Annotated in this window: 22 protein-coding genes; 13 read left to right on the top strand and 9 right to left on the bottom strand. The window is 44.3% G+C overall.

Annotated features, from left to right (window positions below; all coding sequences use genetic code 11):
- The first annotated feature begins 149 nt into the window (after nt 1-149).
- Together LN893_RS02550 and LN893_RS02555 are read left to right on the top strand one after the other, a co-directional pair.
- The gene (locus tag LN893_RS02550; protein WP_229967982.1) at nt 150-1,349 is read left to right on the top strand and encodes a phosphoglycerate kinase; all 1,200 of its coding nucleotides are present in this window, start codon (nt 150-152) and stop codon (nt 1,347-1,349) included.
- A 130-nt stretch (nt 1,350-1,479) separates the two neighbouring features.
- Nucleotides 1,480-2,241 (top strand): DUF4184 family protein, encoded by a 762-nt coding sequence (locus tag LN893_RS02555; RefSeq protein ID WP_229967984.1) that lies wholly within the window; start codon nt 1,480-1,482, stop codon nt 2,239-2,241.
- A 64-nt stretch (nt 2,242-2,305) separates the two neighbouring features.
- Here the strand turns inward: LN893_RS02555 and LN893_RS02560 are convergent, their stop codons facing one another.
- Both LN893_RS02560 and LN893_RS02565 read right to left on the bottom strand, forming a co-directional pair.
- Nucleotides 2,306-3,250, bottom strand: a complete 945-nt coding sequence (locus tag LN893_RS02560) for an NADP-dependent oxidoreductase (RefSeq protein ID WP_229967987.1) — start codon at nt 3,248-3,250, stop codon at nt 2,306-2,308.
- 209 nt (nt 3,251-3,459) lie between these two features.
- Nucleotides 3,460-3,723 carry a hypothetical protein gene (locus LN893_RS02565; RefSeq protein ID WP_229967989.1) on the bottom strand — a complete coding sequence of 88 codons (264 nt, stop codon included), beginning with the start codon at nt 3,721-3,723 and terminating at the stop codon, nt 3,460-3,462.
- 180 nt (nt 3,724-3,903) lie between these two features.
- Here LN893_RS02565 and LN893_RS02570 point away from each other — a divergent pair, with 180 nt between their 5' ends.
- Complete coding sequence (locus LN893_RS02570) at nt 3,904-4,686, top strand: S1/P1 nuclease (RefSeq protein WP_229967991.1); 783 nt, start codon at nt 3,904-3,906, stop codon at nt 4,684-4,686.
- A 101-nt stretch (nt 4,687-4,787) separates the two neighbouring features.
- Nucleotides 4,788-6,236, top strand: coding sequence for a phytoene desaturase family protein (locus LN893_RS02575; RefSeq protein ID WP_229967993.1), 1,449 nt, complete (start codon nt 4,788-4,790; stop codon nt 6,234-6,236).
- Between the two features lie 69 nt (nt 6,237-6,305).
- Here LN893_RS02575 and LN893_RS02580 read toward each other — a convergent pair whose 3' ends face one another.
- Complete coding sequence (locus LN893_RS02580) at nt 6,306-8,810, bottom strand: zinc-dependent metalloprotease (protein ID WP_229967995.1); 2,505 nt, start codon at nt 8,808-8,810, stop codon at nt 6,306-6,308.
- A 532-nt stretch (nt 8,811-9,342) separates the two neighbouring features.
- On the opposite strand from LN893_RS02580, the gene LN893_RS02585 reads away from it, so the two are divergent.
- Both LN893_RS02585 and LN893_RS02590 read left to right on the top strand, forming a co-directional pair.
- Nucleotides 9,343-10,779, top strand: coding sequence for an MBOAT family O-acyltransferase (locus tag LN893_RS02585; RefSeq protein WP_229967997.1), 1,437 nt, complete (start codon nt 9,343-9,345; stop codon nt 10,777-10,779).
- Between the two features lie 11 nt (nt 10,780-10,790).
- Nucleotides 10,791-11,648 carry a hypothetical protein gene (locus LN893_RS02590; RefSeq protein WP_229967999.1) on the top strand — a complete coding sequence of 286 codons (858 nt, stop codon included), beginning with the start codon at nt 10,791-10,793 and terminating at the stop codon, nt 11,646-11,648.
- A gap of 71 nt (nt 11,649-11,719) precedes the next feature.
- On the opposite strand, the gene LN893_RS02595 is transcribed toward LN893_RS02590, so the two are convergent.
- Nucleotides 11,720-12,244: a DinB family protein gene (locus LN893_RS02595; protein ID WP_229968002.1), complete on the bottom strand. Its 525-nt coding sequence runs from the start codon at nt 12,242-12,244 to the stop codon at nt 11,720-11,722.
- A 202-nt stretch (nt 12,245-12,446) separates the two neighbouring features.
- Between LN893_RS02595 and LN893_RS02600 the strand changes: the two genes are divergently transcribed.
- Both LN893_RS02600 and LN893_RS02605 read left to right on the top strand, forming a co-directional pair.
- On the top strand, nt 12,447-12,671 hold the full coding sequence (locus LN893_RS02600) for a VF530 family protein (protein ID WP_229968004.1): 225 nt from the start codon (nt 12,447-12,449) through the stop codon (nt 12,669-12,671).
- 5 nt (nt 12,672-12,676) lie between these two features.
- Nucleotides 12,677-13,060: an SRPBCC domain-containing protein gene (locus LN893_RS02605; protein WP_229968006.1), complete on the top strand. Its 384-nt coding sequence runs from the start codon at nt 12,677-12,679 to the stop codon at nt 13,058-13,060.
- Nucleotides 13,061-13,178: 118 nt separating this feature from the next.
- Here LN893_RS02605 and LN893_RS02610 read toward each other — a convergent pair whose 3' ends face one another.
- On the bottom strand, nt 13,179-13,802 hold the full coding sequence (locus tag LN893_RS02610) for a YdcF family protein (protein ID WP_229968008.1): 624 nt from the start codon (nt 13,800-13,802) through the stop codon (nt 13,179-13,181).
- Nucleotides 13,803-13,922: 120 nt separating this feature from the next.
- On the opposite strand from LN893_RS02610, the gene LN893_RS02615 reads away from it, so the two are divergent.
- A complete protein-coding gene (locus LN893_RS02615; RefSeq protein ID WP_229968009.1) occupies nt 13,923-14,345 on the top strand; it encodes a nuclear transport factor 2 family protein in 423 nt (140 codons plus the stop codon).
- Between the two features lie 170 nt (nt 14,346-14,515).
- Complete coding sequence (locus tag LN893_RS02620; protein ID WP_229968010.1) at nt 14,516-14,989, top strand: GNAT family N-acetyltransferase; 474 nt, start codon at nt 14,516-14,518, stop codon at nt 14,987-14,989.
- Between the two features lie 187 nt (nt 14,990-15,176).
- Here LN893_RS02620 and LN893_RS02625 read toward each other — a convergent pair whose 3' ends face one another.
- Nucleotides 15,177-15,575: a hypothetical protein gene (locus LN893_RS02625; RefSeq protein WP_229968011.1), complete on the bottom strand. Its 399-nt coding sequence runs from the start codon at nt 15,573-15,575 to the stop codon at nt 15,177-15,179.
- A gap of 518 nt (nt 15,576-16,093) precedes the next feature.
- Between LN893_RS02625 and LN893_RS02630 the strand changes: the two genes are divergently transcribed.
- Nucleotides 16,094-17,833, top strand: coding sequence for a phospho-sugar mutase (locus tag LN893_RS02630; protein ID WP_229968013.1), 1,740 nt, complete (start codon nt 16,094-16,096; stop codon nt 17,831-17,833).
- A gap of 84 nt (nt 17,834-17,917) precedes the next feature.
- Here the strand turns inward: LN893_RS02630 and LN893_RS02635 are convergent, their stop codons facing one another.
- Both LN893_RS02635 and LN893_RS02640 read right to left on the bottom strand, forming a co-directional pair.
- Nucleotides 17,918-18,271, bottom strand: a complete 354-nt coding sequence (locus LN893_RS02635) for a histidine kinase (protein ID WP_229968014.1) — start codon at nt 18,269-18,271, stop codon at nt 17,918-17,920.
- Between the two features lie 56 nt (nt 18,272-18,327).
- Nucleotides 18,328-19,584 (bottom strand): PAS domain-containing protein, encoded by a 1,257-nt coding sequence (locus LN893_RS02640; protein ID WP_229968016.1) that lies wholly within the window; start codon nt 19,582-19,584, stop codon nt 18,328-18,330.
- Nucleotides 19,585-19,791: 207 nt separating this feature from the next.
- Here LN893_RS02640 and LN893_RS02645 point away from each other — a divergent pair, with 207 nt between their 5' ends.
- The gene (locus tag LN893_RS02645) at nt 19,792-20,379 is read left to right on the top strand and encodes a nitroreductase family protein (RefSeq protein WP_229968018.1); all 588 of its coding nucleotides are present in this window, start codon (nt 19,792-19,794) and stop codon (nt 20,377-20,379) included.
- 231 nt (nt 20,380-20,610) lie between these two features.
- Here the strand turns inward: LN893_RS02645 and dnaB are convergent, their stop codons facing one another.
- A complete protein-coding gene (gene dnaB, locus LN893_RS02650; RefSeq protein WP_229968020.1) occupies nt 20,611-22,188 on the bottom strand; it encodes a replicative DNA helicase in 1,578 nt (525 codons plus the stop codon).
- A 207-nt stretch (nt 22,189-22,395) separates the two neighbouring features.
- Between dnaB and LN893_RS02655 the strand changes: the two genes are divergently transcribed.
- Complete coding sequence (locus LN893_RS02655; protein WP_229968022.1) at nt 22,396-23,775, top strand: UDP-N-acetylmuramate--L-alanine ligase; 1,380 nt, start codon at nt 22,396-22,398, stop codon at nt 23,773-23,775.
- Nucleotides 23,776-23,789 lie beyond the last annotated feature (14 nt).

A 23,789-nucleotide genomic window follows, 5' to 3' on the forward strand; every position in this document is an offset into this window, starting at 1 on the left:
ACTCCGATAAGTTCTCTTCTCCTGCTTCACTTCTAAATCCTTAATTTGCTATATTTGCCCATAACTGTTGCTACTATTGCAAAAAAGGAGCAACAAAATCTTCCAAATAACGAACAACGATAAACGAATAACGAAACAATAATTGCTTCATGAGAAACATAGACGAGTATAACTTCGCAGGCAAAAAAGCCTTAGTACGGGTAGATTTTAACGTACCGCTCGATGAGAACTACAACATCACCGACGATAACCGCATTCGTGCAGCCGTACCTACTATCAACAAAATATTGTCTGACGGTGGCGCTGTTATCCTGATGTCGCACCTGGGACGACCCAAAAACGGACCAGAAGAAAAATTCTCATTAAAGCACCTGGTGCCTCGCTTATCAGAGGAATTTGGTACAACTGTACTTTTTGCTAATGATTGCGTAGGCGTAGAAGCTGCCAAATTGGCGCAAGACCTACAGCCTGGCCAAATATTATTACTTGAGAACCTGCGTTTCCACAAAGCAGAGGAAAAAGGTGATCCTGACTTTGCCAAAGATTTGGCAGCCATAGCAGATGTTTATGTAAACGATGCATTTGGTACAGCGCACCGCGAGCACGCATCTACAGCAGTAGTGGCACGTTACTTCCCTAACGATAAAATGATGGGTTATGTCATGCAGTCAGAGTTGACGAATGCTCGTCGTGTGTTGGAGAACGTGGAGCGTCCTTATACAGCTATAATGGGTGGAGCCAAAATATCTGACAAGATTCTTATTATAGAGCGCCTGATGGATAAGGTAGACAACCTGATTATAGGTGGCGGTATGTCTTATACTTTTGTGAAAGCTGACGGCGGCGAAATCGGTTCTTCTTTAGTAGAGATGGATAAACTGGACTTGGCAGCTAGGTTGATTGGCATGGCCCGCGAAAAAGGTGTTCAGTTGATGATACCTGTAGACTCTGTGATTGCAGATGCTTTCAGCAACGACGCCAATGTTGATACCTGCCTGAGCCACCATATTCCACCAATGTGGATGGGATTGGATATAGGCCCTAACGCACGTGAAACTTATGCCGATGTAATACGTGGATCAAAAACGATTCTTTGGAATGGCCCAATGGGGGTATTCGAAATGTCTAACTTCTCAGTTGGTACAGAAGCTGTGGCTGAGGCCGTAGTTGATGCAACACGCATGGGAGGCTATTCACTTATCGGTGGTGGTGATTCTGCTGCAGCCGTTAACCAATTAGGCTACGCTGATCGTGTGTCTTACGTATCGACAGGTGGTGGTGCGCTGCTGGAGTACATGGAAGGCAAAACACTTCCTGGAGTAGCTGCTATAGAACGTGACGATTACTAATTACATATAAGTACGATATCTTACCGAAGTTTCCTGCTGCTGAAAAGTAGCAGGAAATTTTGTTTTAAGCTTTCAGTAAAGGTACAATCTAAACTCATACTGCAGGTCTAGCTATCAACAAGATTTAAACATGCCATTTACTTTTTCTCATCCAGCTATCGTATTACCTGGGTACTACTTCCCCAAGAGGTGGCGTTCACTTACGGGTCTTATTATAGGGAGCGTTGCGCCAGACTTCGAAATGTTTTTCAGAATGAAAGCGCATATGTCCTACACACATAGCTGGCACAGTATATTTTGGCTTAACCTTCCTGTAGCCATTCTACTTGCTTTTCTTTTCCACCTTCTTGTCCGAAACCCTTTATTACACCACCTGCCACTTTTTTTAAAGCAGCGGCTTCACACCTTCACAAACTTTAACTGGCCAAGCTACTTCAGAGAGAATTACATTACTGTTATTTTATCTATACTAGTTGGCGCAGCATCACATATCTTCTGGGATAGTTTTACACACGCGTATGGCATCTTTATAAAATGGTTTCCTGTTTTAGCTGCTGAGGTATTAATAGCAGGAAAAGTAATTCCTGTGTATACTTTGTTGCAGTTGGCTTTCTCAGTCTTGGGTGCACTTCTTATACTTTATGCTATTCTGCAACTTCCCCCAGATAAAAATGTGAAAGTGAGCAATACCAACCTATCTTACTGGATGCTCATAACTGCCATCACTGCGTTGCTTACCATTGTCCGACTTATAACTGGCATAAACTTCAGTCATCTTCCAAACATGATTGTGGTACCCATCTCGGGCGGGCTTTTAAGTTTACTGCTGACGCCACTTATCATGAAGAAAGCAAAACTTAAGTCGGCCACCGCTTCCCATTACAAAGAGTAAGGGAGTAAGAGCACAAAAAATGGTGCTCTTACTCCCTTACATATTTCAACAAAAACAGAGGGCTTTAATCAACTGTTAACACCACTTTGCCTCGCGTTTTTCTGGTTTCAACCTGCTTATGCGCCTTTGCCATTTCTTCGAAAGGAAAAACGTGCTCAATATGTGCCTTCAGTTCTCCTGCTTCCATTAAGTCTGCTATTTTTGCCTGATCCTCTCCACTGGAATGTACCAAATAAGTTAGAGCTTTGATGTTACGCTTTTTCGCTTGCTCCTGAACGGCTTCGGTGGCTCCACCAAGTATAGAAACAATTTGGCCTCCGTCTTTCAGCGTAGCTAACGACTTAAGCGTATTTTCTTCACCTAACGAATCTAGCACGATATCTACATCTTTTACTACCTCCTCTACTTTTTGGCTTTTGTAGTCGATGTGTTCATCCACACCAAGTTCTTTTAGGAAATCAGCATTTTCGGCAGATGCAGTACCTATAACATACGCCTGAAAATATTTCGCGATTTGCACAGCATAATGCCCTACTCCTCCAGCCGCAGCATGTACTAACACACGCTGTCCAGGCTGTATATCCGCTTGGTGCACTAATACCTGCCAGGCAGTTAGAGCAGCCAAGGTAGTGGCTGCAGCCTCTTCATAAGTCACATCAGCTGGCTTATGTGCTAAATGCCCTTCTGGTGCCGCCACATATTCTGCGTAAGCTTTTCCATTGCCAGGAAAATTAACCATTCCGAATACCGCGTCTCCTTCTTTAAAGTACTCAACACCTTCGCCTACTGCTGCTACTTCTCCAGCAATGTCCCAACCAACAAGTACATGTTCGCTTTCTTTTATTGAATTGTAGAAGGCTTTTCCATCACGGGTTTTTGTATCAACAGGATTTATGCTGATGGCCTTCACTTTTACAAGCACCTCCCCTTTCTGAGGTGTTGGTTTTTCTATGTCTTTTAGCTGGAAGTTCTCAGCAGGTCCTGGTTCAGGTAATATTATTGCTTTCATATCGAATTTAAATCTTTACATACATTTCTAATACTGTTATAAAACTTAGCTCAGTTTAAAAAGTTATGATAACTTAAGAATATGCAAAACCTACACGCACCACCAGCACACTAAAAGGCTATAGTTTGAGATTAGAAACTAATTGAAAGTTACGTGCAAAAAGTTGCTTCCGCTTAATGTATGGCTAAACGATACATAAATTACCTTGCCTAATCTCTAGAAGGGGCTGGGTTAGAAATACCTGTTGTGCCACTGCTGGATGTGGTTACACCTGTGGTGCCTGTTGTTGTACCTGGGTTTATAGTGCCCGTTGTTGTGCCGATGGTATCGCCTGCCGTAGATTGCATATCGGTACCACCTGTTGTGGTGTCTTCTCTGTCTTCACCTGCATCAGTACTATCTCCGCAGGAGCTAAGCATAAGGCAAGATGCAAGTAAAGCACCCGAAAAAATAAAACCGATGTTCTTTTTCATAGTTCTTGAAAAGTATGTTATCACCTACTTTACGGGCACCTCTCTCTTCTGTTTGAGGTTAACCTTGCGCGGAACCCAAACAGCACTATTTAGAAGTAACGAAGAATTTTTAATCAAAATTTTCGACCTTTACATTTCCATCGCTGATTTATGATATCCATACGCATGACTTTTAAATCTTTGAAAAAACTACTGCTTCTCGGCCTGTTTCTTTACCTCCCTTTTCAGTCTATGGCTTGGGGAATGTTGGGCCACCGCATTGTGGGCGAAATAGCAGAACGACACCTCAGCAAGAAAGCCAAAAAGCGAGTACAGGCTATACTTGGCACAGAATCATTAGCGATTGCGAGTAACTGGGCCGATTTTATTAAATCTGATCCATCTTATGATTACCTTGGCCCGTGGCACTACATTAACTTTGATGCAGGTCTTACTTACGATGCTTTTGGTGCTTACCTGATGCAGGACACTGTAACAGACTCTTACACCAAACTGAACATGATGGCCAACGAGTTGAAAACAGGAAACCTGTCGCAGGACCAGAAACAACTGTACCTGCGCCTGATCGTTCACATTGTGGGGGATATGCACCAGCCGATGCACACGGGTCGCCCAGAAGATTTGGGAGGCAACAGAATCAGGGTGACCTGGTTTAACCAGCCGTCTAACCTACACCGCTTATGGGACGAACAGCTTATAGAGTATCAGCAACTTAGCTATACAGAGTATGCTACCGCTTTAAATTTTGTATCAAAAGACCAAATAAAAGGGTGGCAACAGCAGCCTGTAAGCGATTGGCTGTACGAGTCTTACCAGATTAGCGAGAAGCTTTACAATGAAATAGAAGGAACTGATGCCAAGTTAAGCTACAAGTATAATTTCGATCATGTACAAACGCTAAATGCGCAACTGCTAAAAGGCGGTGTACGTTTAGCAGGATTGCTGAATGAAATTTTGGGGTAGCTAACCTCTCAGAATACACAAGCTTATATCAAGCAGTTTTTCTTCATAGATTCTAAATTCAGAAACTTCGAAAGAAGCAAAAAAGGATAATATTGGTAAAATTGGAGAAAAGAGACTTTGATGCGGTTGTTGTAGGTTCGGGGCCGAATGGTTTGGCGGCTGCCATTGCCATGCAGCAAGTAGGGCTTTCGGTATTGCTTCTGGAGTCTAAAGATACTGTTGGCGGAGGTCTACGATCTGCAGAATTAACGCTACCTGGCTTTATACATGACATTTGCTCCGCTATTCACCCCTTAGCCGCAGATTCTCCATTCTTTAAGACGCTCCCTCTGCATCAGCACGGCTTAGAGTTTCTTGCTCCCAAAGTTGCAGCCGCTCATCCTTTTGACAATGGAACAGCTGCCAAGCTGAGCATATCAATAGAAGAAACAGCCAAGTTACTCGGTGCAGATGAATCTTCTTACAAAAAACTAATTAAGCCGCTGGTGCACCATTGGGAACAGCTAGCACCAGATGCACTAGGGCCTTTAACTATACCCAGCAACCCAATTGCCATGGGCCGTTTTGGTATGAGTGCTTTATTGCCAGCCACCACATTGGCTAACCTGCATTTAAAGTCGACAGAGGCACGAGGATTATGGGCAGGTATGGCGGCACACTCTATCCAGCCTTTGTCTAACATGGCAACTTCTGCCATTGGCCTGGTGCTGATGGCGATGGGCCACATAAACGGATGGCCAGTGCCCAAAGGAGGCTCGCATAGCATAGCAAATGCACTTGCTTCCTATTTTGTTTCTTTAGGCGGAAAAATAGAAACAGGCTTTCACGTCAGCTCACTTAAACAGCTTCCTTCTGCACACGCCGTGCTTTTAGATGTTACACCTAAGCAACTGCTACAGATTGCAGGACACACGTTTTCTCCTTTATATAAATGGCAGCTGGAACGGTACCGTTATGGCATGGGTGTTTTTAAGATCGATTGGGCTTTGGATGGCCCTATCCCTTTTACAGCAGCCGAATGCAGACAAGCAGGCACGGTACATCTCGGTAACACGCTAGAAGAGATAATCCAAAATGAGCTTCTAACTTCGCAGGGTAAACATCCAGAACGGCCATTTGTACTGCTGGCCCAGCAAAGCCTTGTTGATGGTACAAGGGCACCTGAGGGAAAGCACACTGCTTGGGCTTATTGCCATGTACCCAATGGTTCAGAGGTAGACATGACTGCTGCCATAGAAAATCAGGTAGAGCGCTTCGCTCCAGGCTTTCGAGACCTTATTCTGGGCAGGCACACCATGCATACTTCACAAATGGAAGCCTATAATCCTAACTATATTGGTGGCGACATCAATGGTGGCATCATCGATATTGGGCAGCTTTTTACAAGACCAGTTCTACGCCTCTCCCCTTATCGCACCTCTACAAAAGGTATTTACATTTGCTCTTCCTCTACCCCTCCAGGTGGCGGCGTACACGGCATGTGCGGTTATCATGCTGCAAGCCGAGCCTTGAAAGATATCTTCAAGCTGAAGCCACCACCGCTCGCGTAATGTTTTGAAAAAGTTAAAGCTAAGTATAAAAGAGAAGGCCCTGCAAGTGCAGGGCCTTCTCTTTTATACTTAGCTTTTCTCTGGATTCAGAATTTTATCTATTCTTACAATCGCATCATCTATATGATACCTTGTAAGATCGTTGGAGTGACGGCTCCTGGCGCTTCTTAATTGGCGCTGCAGGCTCACCAGTTCTCCTCTTACAATAGATCGGATATCAGACTGGCTCAGATCTACAGGCGTACCGAAACGAGAGGATCTGCTCTGTTCTTCATTTAGCAAGAAACCCATTCTATCAAGGTAGGCTTTCTGTAAGTTTCTGCGGTAGATATCAATTTTAGAACCGCTGTAAACTTCGCTCCACACACCGCGCTGTAGCTGACGCACCATATCCAATGCATTGTACTTCACACCGTTGACCTCATTCTCCATCAGGCGGGCCAATCTATCAGCAGACAGCAGGCTATTGAGGTGGCGTGCTTGTAGGCTACGGATATTATCTACATGGTTAGCGTGATGTATATTTTTGCTGATTTTAGACTGATGCAGCCACTCAGGTGACGACAATGCATTTTTAAGCACCCAATCCAAAGAAGCGGCTTGTTCTTTAGCACTTACGGCTGTATAAATATCGCCTTCCTGATTAGGCTTCAAACGCTCTTCATGAACACCACCTACATTTGTAACTACATGGCCAATGTAGCGGCTCCAAACACCTAACAACTCACCATATAGCTCTTCTAGGTCGTTGTAATCATTTGTTTGAGCTGCGGTCCAATCATAAAGCTGCGGTGCCACCTTTTTCAGGTTTCTCAAACCGAATGTGCTCGACTTGATGACATCGTTACCTATACCCTCCGTCTGACTTTCGGGATCGTAGCCACCGCTACCGCTTCCGAAGCGGAACATGGGGTTACCTGTTTTCTCTTCTATCAATTTATTTAAGGTTGGAACCTCTTCTTCAGGGCTGTCGGCTTCAGGTATGTACCGATAGCCCCAGTTGATGACATAGTGATCGTATGGCCCTAACTGGCGTACAAAGCGGATATCTTTATCGCCTGGCTGCGCCACATAGTTATAGCGGGCATAATCCATGATAGTGGCGGCAATACCGTACTCTTGTGTAAATTTACCAGAACGCAACGAATCTGTTGGGTAAGCAGCACTGGCTTTCATGTTGTGTGGCAATCCAAGCGCATGGCCTACTTCATGCGTAATTACCTCCAGCATCATCTCTCCCAGGTCGTCCATAGGCGTAGTAAGCGTACGGGCACTTGGGTTAGCGGCACCAGTCTCCAGCAAATACCTGTTTCTGTAAGAGCGCAGGTGATTGTGGTACCAAATGATATCACTTTCTATAATTTCTCCTGAACGAGGGTCAGAAACACTTGGCCCAACAGCATTACGGGTAGTGCTGGCTACATAACGGATAACGGAGTAACGAGCATCTTCTGGGCTGAAGTCGGGGTCTTCTTCTGGAGAAGGCGGGTCTTTGGCAATAATAGCATTTTTAAAACCAGCTGTTTCGAAAGCTTTCTGCCACTGCTCAACACCCGCTTTAATGTAAGGGCGCAGCTTGTCTGGTGTAGCAGGGTCAAGGTAGTATACAATTGGTTTTACTGGCTCTACCAGTTCACCTCGCTTATAAGCTTCTACATCTTTAGGCTCTAATCGCCATCTGCGGATGTACGATTTTTCGTCTGCTTTCAAAGCTTCAGAACCGTAGTCAATCTGGTTCACATTAAAATACCCCACACGGTAATCATTCAGGCGGGGCTGCATCGGTTCTTTCGGCAGCAGCACCATCGACTGGTTCATCAGCAAGCTAATAGCACCAGTTGCAGAGTTAGATGGAGGGTTACCAGCATCGTAGGTAAAATCCTGCTTCACCTCAATGTTTAGCGGAAAACTTTTGGCGCTATAGATAAAGCTGCGGCTTTCGTCGAGGCGATTTACCTTGTAAGTCTGGCGCATGCTGGAGCTAAGGCCGCTAAACGTTTTCACATCGCTTTGCAGAAACTTGGTTACATCAATTACATAACCAGCAGAATCTCTGACCATCGCTGCAATGTCGAAAGCATAGATTGTAGGCTGGTAATTATTTACCTGTACCGATAAGTTGATTGGCAGCGATTCGTCTGCTACGGCATCATAAGACTTTGTTTTGAGCAGAATCTTGTTGTCGAATTTCTGCCAAACCACCATCTGCTCGTTCACCGAAGAACCCGCGTTTACATAACCGCCTCCAAGACCAGAAGGCAGGCCAGCAAAACGGCTAATCCATAAGAAGTCACGGTTCAGAAGCGAATCTGGAATCTCGTAAAAATACTTGTCTCCTACTTTATGAATGGTGAAAACACCAGCATCAGAAACAGCATCGCGGGTAATTACTTCGTTATAGCTTTTAATTCCGCCTCTGGCAGCAGGTTTCGGCCTTTCAGCATTCTCTGTTTTGGCTGCTGCTGCTGCTGCTGCTGCTGTAGGAGCGCTTTTTGAGGCTTTTGAAGTTGAACAGGATGTTTGGGTGAGTGCCACGAGCAAAAGCAAACTCATGGCCTTGTAAAGTTTTGGCATTGGCTACTTACTTAAACTTTAAGAGGTTGAAACAAAATTCGTTTGTATGCCAGCAGGCATCACAATCTTAAAGTTAAGCTAATTTCACAAAACTTTGGCTATAAGATTAACTTACATGTTAAAACAAAGACTTAGATTTTGACATTTTGCTAATCAGAACTTTCTAGTTAAAGTTTTGTAACTCTTTGTAACACCACCCAGCAGCAGCACCCAATTGTTGCCTACATCGCTGAATGGTAGCATAAAGGAGGATGTTAAACTTACCTATACTTGTCGTGGCGCTCTAACGTGCTTTCTTATCCTGTACTGTTCGTTATACATAAGTTAATCTGCCCCCTTACAGTGATCTGTTCCGAACTGCACATCTTTAAAAGCAACACAAACTTTAAAGTATATAATTCTAATAAAAATTTAAACGTTTTATATAACAATATCATAATTCACCTAGTATATAGAAATATAGACGCAAAAACACTCCCTTATCAAAATATTTAAATAAAGAGCAGGCCAGTACCAAAAAAAGGAGGTTAGAATGTTGTTTAACTCTATTGAATTTGCTGTATTCTTACCTATAGCTTTTATCATATACTGGTTTGTTATAGGTAAATCATTGCGTGTACAGAATCTGTTTTTGCTCGTCATAAGCTATATATTCTATGGTTGGTGGGACTGGCGGTTTCTAATTCTGATCGTATTTAGTTCTTTTGTTGACTATTTTGTTAGCTTGGCAGTTGCTTCACAACAAGATAAGCTAAAGCGGAAACTGCTTATGTTAATTAGCCTGGTAACCAACCTTGGTCTGCTGGGCTATTTTAAATATTGCAACTTTTTTATTACCTCCTTCATCAATGCTTTTACCCTGTTGGGCCAACCATTACAGGCATCAACCATAAACATCATTCTACCAGTAGGTATAAGCTTTTATACTTTTCAAACACTTAGCTATTCTATAGATGTTTACAACAGAAAACTAGAGCCTACTCCAAACTTAATAGCGTTTCTATCTTTTGTAACTTACTTTCCTCAATTAGTAGCAGGCCCTATAGAAAGAGCCGCTAACTTGCTGCCACAGTTCCACCAAAAGAGAAAGTTTCAATATATCGAAGCTGTAAATGGCTTGCAGCAGATTTTGTGGGGGCTTTTCAAGAAGATTGTCATTGCAGACAACTGTGCCCAATTTGCTAATGATATTTTCACAAATTATGCTAGTTACCATGGTTCTACGCTGCTGCTTGGAGGCGTTTTGTTTGCCTTTCAAATCTATGGAGACTTTTCTGGCTATTCTGATGTGGCAATAGGTACCTCAAGGCTTTTTGGCATAAAGCTTATGCGTAACTTCGCTTTTCCTTACTTCTCCCGCGATATTGCTGAATTTTGGCGACGTTGGCACATTTCCCTCAGCACCTGGTTCAGAGACTATGTGTACATTCCGCTAGGTGGAAGCAAAGGGAATCAATGGTTCAAGGTTCGAAATACTTTTATAATATTTTTACTAAGCGGCTTCTGGCATGGCGCCAACTGGACCTTTCTGGTGTGGGGTTTAATAAATGTCTGCTATTTTCTGCCACTCTTGCTTCTGAAGCAGAACAGGAATAACGTGGATATAATTGCTCAGGGCAAGCTAATTCCAACAGTAAGAGAGTTGGTCCAAGTAAGTGTTACCTTCTTTATGACGGTTATTGCCTGGATTTTTTTTCGGGCTGAGAACATTCAGCATGCTTTTTCTTACTTAAACCACATGTTCTCTTCCTCGCTCTTCAGCATACCCGATGTTTTACCCAAAAAGATTTTATTGCTGCTCATACTATTCTTACTAGTAGAGTGGCTGCAGCGGGACAAAGAACATGCGTTGCAACTATCCCATATTTCCATTCCCAGACCAGTACGGTGGGTTATGTATTATACAATTGCTTTTATGATATTCTGGCTTGGTGGCCTGCAACAACAATTCATTTACTTCCAATTCTAACCTAGTCTACTATGAAAACATTTCTGGTAAAATTCAGCGCCTGCCTGATGAGCTTCTTTTTTATGATATGCCTTGTTTATTACAGCAACCTGTATACTTACTTGCTCCCTAACAGAGGAGTGTACAAGGCTCTTACAGACAGTAAAAAAAAGAATAATAAGGCAAGAGCCTTGATCATTGGTGACAGTGTAGGTGGTCAGTTGTTCGACCCGATGAATAATGACTCCAGTTCAGTGGTGTCATTAGCCTGCAACCAAGCCATTGACTTGGTTGGCCACTATATATTATTAGCAAATTCTCTGCAAGAAAATGAACAGATAGAGAAGGTATACTTTGTTTATAACCCTTTTTCGTTTAGGAACAACCTAGACCATGAGTTCACCTATAACTACTTTTTAAAACCATTCAATATCCCTGAATACAGAAATCTCTTTACTCCAAATACATTAAAGCAAATTGAAAGTGTTCCCTTTCACAAGTTTTCGAACTTACCGCCTGTTGCCATCACTTTCTGGACTCCCGAAATAAAAAAAGAAACAGAAACACAGGTTTTTATGTCTCAGATATCCTCAGAATATCTTCAGAAAATGATTAATCTTACAAGCTCTAAAGGCATTGAGTTCAAAGTAATATCTCCTCCCATCAGAACATCGCGAAAGAAAGAGGTAGAACACCTATATAGGGTTGCGATGGCTGAAAAAACAACAGAAAGATTCTCCCAACTGTTCGATAACTATTTTAAAGACATGTTGTTTTTGCCAGATGCCGAATATATAGATCCGATTCACTTAAACTATCCTCAAAAACATGTTGCTATCATGTTAGAAACATATTTCGATGCAGACAAACAAATAGCTGTCTCTAATTAATTCTTTTCAATTGGAACATTAGAAGTAATCTGGAGCAGCACTTATTCCTGAAGATAGCACAACAGTTCATATTAACTCTTTCTTCCATAACTTTGCAGCACACGCGCCGTCACCAGCAGTTGCCCCACGTGGCGTGTGGTATGTTCGGCGGCATGAGTTAACAAGCCTATTACTGTTGATGGAATTTGCGACCTTCCTACGCCTCGTACTTCTGTTAGAGTGTTTTCATCAGTTGCACTGAGTTGTTCCAGCGCCAGTTCTACCTGCTGGTTAAATTTTTCTACCAGTTGCTCTACTGTTACGCCATCCTGCTTCTTGCCTTCGGCAGCAAGTGCCTGTAGTTGCGACTCGGTAAGCGCCTCTCCCCTGGCGTACGTTAGCAGCCTATCCAGCACGCCTTGCAGGTGCTGCAAGTGGAAAGCCACAGTGGCCACGCCAGCAGGCCTCTCCCAAAGTAACCCATCGGGGAAATCTGCCATATATACATTTATTTCTTCTCGGACCTGCAGCAAGGCATGCGCCACGGGTTGCAGCAAAGGAGGCATATCAGGCAAAGGTCCCCGAAGCCATACTTCTAGTTTCTCTGGTGTAGTCATTGTATTTTTAGTATTTGAACCAACATTTTGTTGCGTCTTACCCTTTACTAGCCCCTAAGGGATTGACAAAATACAACAGAAATAGTGAACTCCTTTTGGGTATACACGAATATAACGGTGAACGTACAATTATTTTATACTTACTTTTGAGGTGTATTTTCTTAGCCAGATGTAACGGCACTGGCGGCAATTATATTTTCTGATGGAAGAACAAAAGAATAACCCTTTACACGGCAAAACACTGGAGCGTATTCTGGTAGAATTAGTGGACTATTACGGTTGGGAGCACTTGGGCTACAAAATTAACATCAACAGTTTTAACAATAACCCTAGTATAAATTCCAGCCTTAAGTTTCTGCGCAAAACGCCCTGGGCACGGCAGAAAGTAGAAGATCTCTACATCCATACTTTTTATAAGAACAAATAAGCAACATGAAAGACTTCAAGAAATACTACATTATACCTGCGGAGCCTGAAGAAGTGTATGTAGCACTTACCAACCCCAATACCTTACAACTTTGGACAGGTGAGGCAGCCGAAATGTCGACAGAGCCAGGCTCTGAGTTCTCGCTTTGGGAAGGCAGCATTGTGGGCAAAAACCTTGAGTTTGAAGAGGGAAAGAAAATAGTACAGCAATGGTATTTCGGCGAGCAGGCAGAAATGTCTGTTGTTACCATTAAACTGCACCCGCACAAGTATGGCACCTCGGCAGAGCTAAGGCATTTAAATATACCTGACGAAGATTATGACGACATAGTGGAAGGCTGGAACGAAGCATACTTCGCTGCTTTGATTGATTTTTATGAGGGAAACTAATGCTAGCCAGCATGGCTAAGGCTTATGGCACAGATACTCACAAGTTAGAAAGATACTGTGAGTATTTGTGCCAAGTTAGTTCTGCAGCAACCTATAAATTAAGAATCAAGCCCTCATCTTAAAGTTCACCTCTGTCGCGCTTGTTTAGGTATTCGAGCACTTCTGCTACAGAGGCCAAGTCGCCTTTAGCATGATATTTTTTGATGCGCTCCATTTCTCCTGCAATCAGTCCTGCTCTGGTGCCCTGAACTTTCCCCTGTGAATGCTTTACCTCTTCACTCCACGACATTGCTTTGCCTGCCAAGCTATAAAGCTGTAGCTGTGGGTATAGTTTCTGGGTTGCCGTTACTGCTGCCATAAAAGCACGTGTCTGTTGGAAAGGTGATGCCACTACAATAAGCTTTCTATAACCTTCAGCTTTGGCAAAACTCACTACCGACTCTGCCTCTATGCGGGTGTGCAGAAGGTCTGTATCTGATGGCACAGGTGGTATGGCAGTTATAGCCGTTTCTTTTAAACCAGCTCCTTTTAAAGCACGTTTCCAGTTCTCGAAGCCAGGGTAGCCGCTCATAGGCTTTGTGCCCAAAAACATAACTTTATCTGTCAGCTTCTGCTCCACCAGCTCCTTTGCCATCTCAAAAACCGCCTCCTGGTTATCAGCGGTCTGGCCGAAAAGGAAAACACCATCTGCCGACGAAGGCAAAGTATCGCATAAGGTGCGGATGATCAGTTCTTCTATCATAGCAGGCTTATACGCTATCCTTTTGCAGGGGATGCTTATCATTAAATTCTACCTCCTAAAATTTTATAACAGACGTAAGTCTTTAAATTTGCGAATCCTTCACTTCTAAAACTTCTGGTTATGAAATTAAAATTGTCTGTTCTTACAGTACTCACGTTGCTGTTCTGCCAAACAGCTTGGGCACAGCTAAAGCCTGTACCAGCAGCAGGCATTGAGGCTCCTGCTGTGCTGCAATTACGAGGCTACAATAACCGCGATATAGAGACTTTTTTAAAAGCTTACAGCGATACTGTTAAAGTATACAACCAGCCAGGGCAGTTCGCGTACCAGGGCAAAAATGAGATGCGAAAAAGATACGCCAGCATGTTCGCCAACACACCAGATTTGCATTGTGAACTGGTGAACAGGATAATTTCAGGCAATGTAGTGATTGACCATGAGCGGGTGCAGTTCAGCAAAAATAACTCTCGTCGCGAAGCCATCGCCATTTACCGCATTAAGGATAACCTGATTTATGAGGTAACTTTTATTTCTCCTCAGTAAAAATAGACACAGGACATAAGACACAAGATGCAGGACTTTCTCTTTTTTATACACTCTTTAGCTGCGCTACAGTGTGTAGTGCTTGAGCTTGAGTAAAACCAGAACTTTACTACGGTTTTTAAAAAGTCTTACATCCTGTGCCTTATGTACTACGTCCTTTAAGAGATACTATGATCCAGGAAGCGGAGCCAGAAGATATTGATGACCTGTTTGAGCTGTGGCAGGAACTAATGCGTTTTCACCAGGGCCACCATACTGTTTTTAAATATAAGCCAACTGCCGAGCAAATTTTAAAAGTAGAACTCCTCAGCCGTCTAAAGGACAAGGACACAAAGTTCCTCGGCTTTGTAAGTGGCAACGAATGGCAGGGCATGATTGTGGTTTTCATGCGGAAGGCATCACCAGGCTTTAAACTCTCCCGAAAAGGCTATATCGGCGAAACCATTGTGAAGAAAAAGTATCGTGGCACAGGCGTAGGTAAGGAGCTTTTTGAGGCGGCAAAAAAATGGCTACAAGACAAAGGTGCCGACCACGTGGAACTACAGGTATCGGTAAAAAATGCGGCTGGTATAAAATTTTGGGAAGCGCTGGGCTTTACGCCTTCTACTTACCATATGGTGCTGGAGCTACCTGAGGAGAAATAAAATAAATAGAGAAGCAGGTACAAGACGCAACTGAACAAGCAGTTTACAAAAAGCTTAATTTGATGTTCAGATCTAAGGCTATGTAAGTGTACTACTCTAGTATACAGGCTGTGCTGCGTGCACAAAAAAAGCACCTGCCAAAAATTTGGCAGGTGCTTCAGATATAGCAGTACTTATACTTCAGTCATTATTCAGCCGTCCAGAGTACGCGCTCCTGATCTGAAAGGATAAGCAGAATACGCGGCGGGTTAGCTACCAGCACCAGGCGCATCTCTACCCCTGGGAAAGAATCAGACTCTACCCACACCCCTTCCAACTCTTCGCTTTGTTCTAAAGCAGCTGGGTCTAGTGTGCTAGCCAGGTAAGCGGTTGGTAGCAGAATGTCTGCGTCAGACTTTATCTTCTCGTGCACATCTTCCAGCACATCCTCTAGTTCATCTCCAAACTCTTCGTTAAAGTCGTCCTCCAAGTCGTGCAACTCCTCTTCCAGGTCGTCATAACGCTCATCGTTATAGTCCATGGCGTTTAGTTGCTGCTTCTTCTCCAGTATGGCAACTATAGAATTGTTCAGGGCATTTACGTTCATAGCGTCTCTAATTTTTTACAAATTTGAAAACATGCCCCAGCAATTGCAAGTAATCCCGTGATAATTTACCTAAAGAACCATACACAGGATAAACAAAGCAGGCAATTATATCATGAGAACCACATACTTAGGCTGGCAAAAAGCTAAGAAGGTTTCGATTCCAAATTTTATAAGGCAGCAGCGGGAGCATGTTAGCAATTTCTTGAACAGTATAGCACGTAAGTAAAAGGCATATTTTACATCTATAAGTACAAAATAAGAAGGGTAGACGCAACCTTTGAGCTCTAAAATAAGTATAGCGGCGTGTGTTTGTTGGTTAAATTAATTTATCTAGTTATTCCTATATTTCACACCAGTTCTTACCTTGCGTCATAGTGCGGCTAGAACTGGTGTGATTTTTTATGCTAAGCTGCCAAGGTAGTATAAACCGCAGAGAGTATGCGTTGAGCAGCTTTAAAAACAATTACACTGTAAGAGAACATTGATACTTGTATCACTAAAACATAACCTTTTTGAACATGATTGAACCCGCTATACAGCAAAAGATTGACCAGTGGCTTTCTGGCAACTACGACGAGGCCACCAAAGCAGAGATTAAAGATTTACAGCAGCGCAACGAAAACGATGCCTTAGCTGATGCTTTCTACAAAGACCTGGAGTTCGGAACGGGTGGTCTGCGTGGCATAATGGGTGTGGGCAGCAACCGCATGAACCGCTACACGCTAGGCATGGCAACACAGGGCCTAAGCAATTACCTGAAGCAGAACTTTCCTGGAGAACAGATAAAGGTGGCCATAGCCCACGACAGCCGCAACAACTCTGATAAGTTTGCCCGCATTATAGCAGACATATTCTCTGCCAACGACATCAAAGTGTACCTGTTCGAGGCACTACGTCCAACGCCAGAACTATCGTTTGCTATCCGTCATCTGCAGTGCCACAGCGGTGTCGTAATTACAGCATCTCACAACCCGAAAGAGTATAACGGCTACAAAGCCTACTGGAACGACGGCGGCCAGGTAGTGGCTCCGCATGACAAGAACATTATAGCAGAGGTAAATAAAATCACTTCTGTAGATGATATCAAGTTTGAAGGCAAGCCTGAGAATATTGAAATGATTGGCGCTGACGTGGATGAGGCTTACATCGAGCGTGTACTAGGCCTTTCTATCTCGCAGGAGGCCATTAAGCGCCAGCACGACTTAAAAATAGTTTATACGCCTATTCACGGCACAGGCATCACCTTGGTACCGACCATACTGGAGCGTTTCGGTTTTACGAACGTGCACGTAGTAGAAGAGCAGGCAGAACCAAACGGCAACGGTAACTTCCCGACAGTTGTTTACCCGAACCCTGAGGAGAAAGAAGCGATGACGTTGGCCATGCAAAAAGCTGCCGAAATAGATGCAGATTTAGTACTGGCTACTGACCCTGACGCTGACCGTGTAGGTATAGCCGTGAAAAACCTAAAAGGTGAATTTGTGCTGCTAAACGGCAACCAAACAGGTTCTTTATTAATCAACTACCTACTGCAGGCTTGGCAAAAAGCGGATAAGCTAGCGGGCAAAGAGTTTGTGGTGAAAACCATTGTTACCACAGACTTAATCAAGAAAATTGCCGACAGCTATAACGTAACCATGTACGAAACCCTGACAGGCTTCAAGTACATTGCCGAAGTTATTCGTGAACTGGAAGGCAAGGAAACCTACATTGGTGGCGGCGAAGAAAGCTACGGCTACCTGGCTGGCGATTTCGTACGCGATAAAGATGCTATCTCTTCCTGCGCCCTTATTGCTGAAATGGCCGCAGTTGCTAAAGATAACGGACAGAGCCTGTTCGAGATGATGGTGGAAATGTATACCAAATACGGCTTCTACAAAGAAGAACTAATTTCCATCACCAAAAAGGGTATGCGCGGTGCCGAAGAGATTCAGCAGATGATGGCCGATATGCGCAACAATCCGCCTCAGACCTTGGCTGGTTCCAAAATAGCAGCAATTAGCGACTATAAACTGGGCACCCGCAAAACAGTGGCAACTGGCGAAGAACAAAAATTGACGTTTGAAAGCTCTAATGTGCTGCAGTACCTGACCGAAGACGGCAGCAAGATCTCTGCCCGTCCGTCTGGTACTGAGCCGAAGATTAAATTTTACTTCAGTGTAAATGAGCCTTTGGCCTCTGCAGCAGATTTCGATGCAACGGAACAGAAATTAAACCAGAAGATTGAGCAGATTCAGAAAGATTTGAAGCTGAAATAGTACAGCTTGCTTCTTAAATAAGAAAGCCTGAAGTGAGATTCTCATTTCAGGCTTTCTTATTTGCTTCAAGTTTGAATTGGAGAGCTAGCCCACTCCTATCTTTTTATCTAACTTCCCGAGTAGGTCCAAGAACTGCTCTGATCTTCTTTCTACCTCTTTCAGCCCATCATGTGCCTGGTCTATCTTTCCGCTGCTGTAGAGCTGATAGAGCTGCTTGGTATATTTATTAAGTTCCTGGTGCAGTGCAGCAAGTGCTATTAGCTCCATTTCAGCAGCATAGCGCACCATCCCCACCGTACTGAACCATACATCTACAGGCCCAGCATCAGAGAAGAAAGTACTATCAAAAGTACCGCCATACAAGAAAGAGCGAACTTTCGATTTGTACAGGATATGCTTTATCCTGAGCTGCTGAAAATCTATTTGGGTTATATCCATCTACCGAGCACAACACGCTGTATGTACTAACTGCTGCTTTTAGAATTTTAAGTTGATTAGGACCTGCTTAGTTCCTGCAGCTTTTTCTTGAACAGCACCTCGTTTGTGATATCATAACCGAAGGCAAGAATGCCTGTAATTTTATCAGCTTCGTAAGTAGGCTGGTAAGAGAAATTAAAATAATGTTCCTCTAACGGGCCTATGCCATCCTTAGGCAGCATTATTAATACTTCCTCGGCAACATAGGTTTCACCAGTGTTGTACACATTGTCAAGCAGCTTTATAAACCCTTGTGCTTTTATGTCGGGTAGCGCCTCGCCCAAAGGCTGGCCAATCAGATTTCGGCCAGGGTAAAGTTGCTGGTATTTATCATTTAGCAACTTAAACCTGTGGTCTGGCCCGCTAAGTACAACAAACATGGCGGGGGCCTTCATCATCAGTATCTCCATGTTTTTACGCTCCGACTCCGCTTTCTCATAAGCCTGCTGCACCTGGTCCGACAGTAGTGCCATCTGCTCATTTGTTTCTAGCAGTTCCTGCACCATTTTGCGGGTATCGTGTATATCAGTAGAGGACCCCACCCACATGGTAATATTTCCGCTTTCGTCCTTCATCGGAAGCGAACGACAGATATGCCAACGGTAATCACCGTCCTTATCTCTTTTGCGCAGTTTTACCTGCATTTCGGTGCCCGAGCTAAATGCCTGCTCCCACTTGGCTTTTGTATTTTCTACATCCTCTGGGTGGACAACTTCGTGCCAGTTGTCTTGTAGCAGTTCTTCTAAAGTTAAGCCAGTATAGTTTTCCCACCTTTTGTTGAAGTAGGTAACTTTTCCAGCTGAATCTGTCGTAAAGATAAGTTGTGGCATAGCATCTGCTATAAACCTGAATTTTTCTTCGCCCTCAGTCACAGCTAATTTTGCTAATTCACGCTCCGTTACATCTATAGCAGTTTGCATCAGGTAATCTACTTCACCTGCCTCGTCTAACACTGGTATACAAGCTATTTCCCAATAGCGCACATCGTAGCCTCTTTCCTCCTGCTCAGGTATGGTAATATCGTAGCGTACAATGCCAAGATTTACTTCTTCCTTTGTTTCTACCGCTTTGTCAAAACCAAGCTTGACGGGGTTTTCTTCGTAAGGAAGAGTTTTATCAGGAAATGCCTCTAGAAGCAGATGTTGTCCCAGTATTTGCTCCCGCTTACGCAAGCTCACTTTCTGATAGGCATCTGTTGCTGCAATAATCTTATAGTCTCGGGAGACAACCACTATTGCCCCAGGAACGCTATTAAAAAGTCTATTTATATCCATTATATGATGAGCCCAGGTGTTGAAGCTAAAGAACGTGTAAAGGTACAGCTTCCAATTGTAGATACACAACGGCACCGTTCACTTTCTGTTTGTGCTGGCATTAGTACAGTTTGCTAAGTCAGAAATAAGCAGGTGTGCTGTTATATACCCCATTGATTTCTATTTTTGCAACTGCATCGGAAATATAAAATCCCCCACACTAAAACCATGAACGAGCAATTCGCAACCATACAAGATATAATTCAGAAAAGAAGAACAGTAAAACCGCCACAGATGAACGGTCAGCGCGTTCCCGACGAGCAAGTGCAACAGCTGTTGGCTCTGGCTGACTGGGCTCCGACACATGCCAACACCGAGCCTTGGCGCTTTAAAGTATACGCAGGCGACAAGGTGCAGGAATTCTGCCTCTCCCACGCTAAACTATACAAGCAGCAAACGGATACTGAAAAGTATTTGGAGTTCAACTACGAAAAGCTACTGCACATGGGCGACAGCGCCTCCCACCTTATTGTTACCTACATGCGCCGTGGCGATTTACCTAAAATACCACCGTTGGAAGAAATTGCTGCTACTTCCTGCGCTATTCAGAATCTACTGTTAGGCGCTACGGCCCTTGGTATCGCTAGTTACTGGGGCTCTGGCGGCATGGCATACCACCCAGCTATGAAAGAAATGCTGCAGCTGCGCGAAGAAGATGTGGTACTCGGGATTTTATACCTGGGTTACACCGATAAAGAAGTTCCTGCAGGAAAAAGAATCGTGCCGCTGGAAGAGAAAGTTGAGTGGCACGCTTAGTTAATTATGAATGAAGAATTATGAATGGGAGAAGGTGAAGTATCATCTTCTCCTTTTTCTTTTAGCTATAAAACAATAATGCCTCTAATAAACCTAACCACAAAAGGGATAAAAAAGAAAAGCCGCTGGCTTTCGGCTCAGCGGCTAATCTACCTTTGGCTTATCTTTAGCCTCAGGGGCATATCTTTTGGTTTCTTGTCTAACGTTTAAAACCTAGTATCTATTGTTTACTTAAAACGGAGGTTCTTCGTCAAAGTTTGATGTTGGGAAACCTCCCCCACCGTTACCGCCATCGTTCATGCGGCTGCCCAAACGTATAGATCCAGGTGTTTCTGCATCAAACGTACTATTCGGCAAAGCATTAAATCCAGCCATACCGTCTCCGCCGAAGTCGTTATCCAGGTTCGTAAATTTAGTGTACTTACCGATAAATTTCAGCTGCACGTTTTCCAGGGAACCGTTACGGTGTTTAGCAATAATTACCTCTCCTACTCCAGCTGTCGGGTTGCCCATTTCATCTTCGGTGATACCATAATATTCTGGGCGGTACAGGAAAAGCACCATATCGGCATCCTGCTCTATGGAACCAGATTCGCGAAGGTCGGAAAGCTGCGGACGCTTATCGCCACCACGTGTTTCCACGGCACGGCTTAGCTGCGACAGCGCAATTACAGGCACGTTCAGTTCCTTCGCCAGCATTTTCATGGCTCTGGAAATAGACGCAATTTCCTGTTCACGGTTACCACCACCCTTGCCATCTGCGTTACCGCTCATTAGCTGCAGGTAGTCAATAATGACCATCTGTATGTCGTACTGCGCCTTTAAACGGCGACACTTTGTACGCAACTCACGAATCGACAGACCTGGCGTATCATCAATAAAAATAGGCGCTTCGGTCAGTTTTGAGATTTTATGGTTTAGCTGTGCCCACTCGTAATCTTCCAAACTACCTTTCTTTATCTTCTCAGAATCTAGTTCAGCTTCCGAAGAAATAAGACGGTTTACCAACTGCAGCGACGACATCTCGAGTGAGAAGATAGCAACTCCTTTTTTAAAATCCACTGCCGCGTTACGCAGGCAGGAAAGTACGAAGGCCGTTTTACCCATCGCAGGACGGGCAGCAAGAATAATTAAGTCGGATGGCTGCCAGCCTGAAGTTACACGGTCTAGCGCCGTCATGCCACTTGGCACACCTGTCAGACCGTCGGTTTGCTTTCGCTTCTCCTCCAGCTCCTTAATAGCCTGGTGCATGAGCGAACGCATGTCGTCGAAGTTCTTACGAATGTTCGATTCCGACACCTCGTATAGTTTGGCCTCGGTGCTATCTAGTAGGTCAAACACGTCGGTGGTATCCTCGAAAGCTCTGGTTAGTACCTCTGAAGAAATAGAGATCAAGTCGCGCTTAATCGAGTTTTCCGTGATGATACGGGCGTGGTACTCGATGTTGGCGGCCGAGTTCACACGGGTAGTCAGCTGTGTTACATAGTAAGCGCCTCCTGCCAGTTCCAGCTCTCCCTGCTCCCGCAGCTCATGCGTTACTGTCAGAATATCAATTGGTTCAGACTTATCGAAGAGGGCCAGTATGGCTTTGAAAATGCGCTGATGCGCCTCCTTGTAAAAGCTTTGTGGCCTTAAAATATCGATCACAGTTGTCAGGGCATCTTTTTCCAACATCAATGCTCCTAGCACAGCTTCCTCCAGATCCAGTGCCTGCGGTGGCTTTTTGCCTAACTCCGAAACAGCGGGAGCTTTTTTGCTCCACCCGTTACGGTTTGTCGCTGGCCGCACGTTCATTTTCATCTCCTCCATAGGTACAAATATAAACTCTAATACATGCGCTTTCCGTATTTTACCCCAAAAGTTTCTAACCCAGCTATCAACAGGCTGTCTTACAGATACAAACAAGTTATCCACATAACAACATAGTTATCCTACAAAGTATCCACATATTAGGGTATAGCTATTTTATTTTAGGGAAGGAATTATAACTTTGCTCGTATTGCAAACAATTGGCCAATGGACAAGAAGGATTTTCAGCACATACATTTAATTGCCGTAGGCGGGAGCATTATGCACAACATGGCCTTGGCACTGCACGATAAAGGCCTGAAAGTAACAGGCTCTGACGACGAGATTTTTGAACCTGCCAAGAGCAGACTCGCCGCCGCAGGCTTACTGCCAGAGCAAGAAGGCTGGTTCCCCAAGAAGCTCGACTCTAAACCTGATGCCGTTATATTGGGTATGCATGCACGTCCTGACAACCCAGAGCTGCAGCGTGCACAGGAGCTGAATATACCGATTTACTCATTCCCTGAGTTTATCTACGAACAAAGCAAAGACAAACAGCGCATCGTAATTGGCGGCAGCCACGGCAAAACCACCATCACGTCTATCATCCTGCACGTGCTCCAGCACCTGGGCCGCAAGTTCGATTATGCCGTTGGTGCACAGCTTGAAGGTTTCGACCGTATGGTAATGCTGACCGATGACGCCCCTGTTATCATCATTGAAGGCGACGAGTACCTCTCCGACCCTATCAAGCGCGTCCCTAAATTCCACCTGTACCACCACCACATCGGGGTAATCAGTGGTATCAACTGGGATCATATCAACGTATTCCCAGACCCGAAGATGTACCGCGACCAGTTCCGCCTTTTTGCTGAAATGACGCCAAAAGCTGGAACGCTTATTTATGATCAAGATGATGAGCAGGTGCAGTTGGTAAGCGTACCACGTAACCCAGCCGACATTGCTTACATCGGTTATTCGGTGCACGAACATTCCATCAAAAACGGCAAAACCATACTGCACACCAAGAAAGACGGTGATGTGGAAATACAATTATTCGGAGAGCACAACCTGCGCAATATAAGCGCAGCAAAAGAAGTATGTAAGAAGATTGGCGTGAAGGCGCACGATTTTTATGAAGCCCTGAGAACGTTTAAAGGCGCAGCCAAGCGGCTCGAGAAACTTGGTGAGAACGGCAACACTTCTCTTTTCCGCGACTTTGCCCATGCCCCATCTAAAGTAAAGGCTACGACAGAAGCCGTGAAAAAGCAGTTTCCGCAGCGACAACTGGTGGCGGTGCTGGAGCTGCATACTTTCAGCAGCCTAAACAAGAGTTTTATACCCCAGTATGCTGGCGCACTTGATTTGGCCGATGAACCGATTGTATACTTCAGCCCTAAAACCATAGAGCACAAGCGCATGGAGATGCTGACAGAAGAGGAACTGAAAGCTGCTTTCAAAAATCCGCACCTGCAAGTCTTCACCGATTCAGAAGCATTGCAACAGCATTTAACCAGCCGCAGCTGGCAAAACAGCAGCCTGCTGCTCATGAGCTCTGGCACTTACAATAACATGAACCTGGAGGCGCTAAAACAGGCGGTTCTTTAACCCATACCCTACTT

Source organism: Pontibacter harenae, assembly GCF_020907245.1.
GTDB lineage: Bacteria > Bacteroidota > Bacteroidia > Cytophagales > Hymenobacteraceae > Pontibacter > Pontibacter harenae.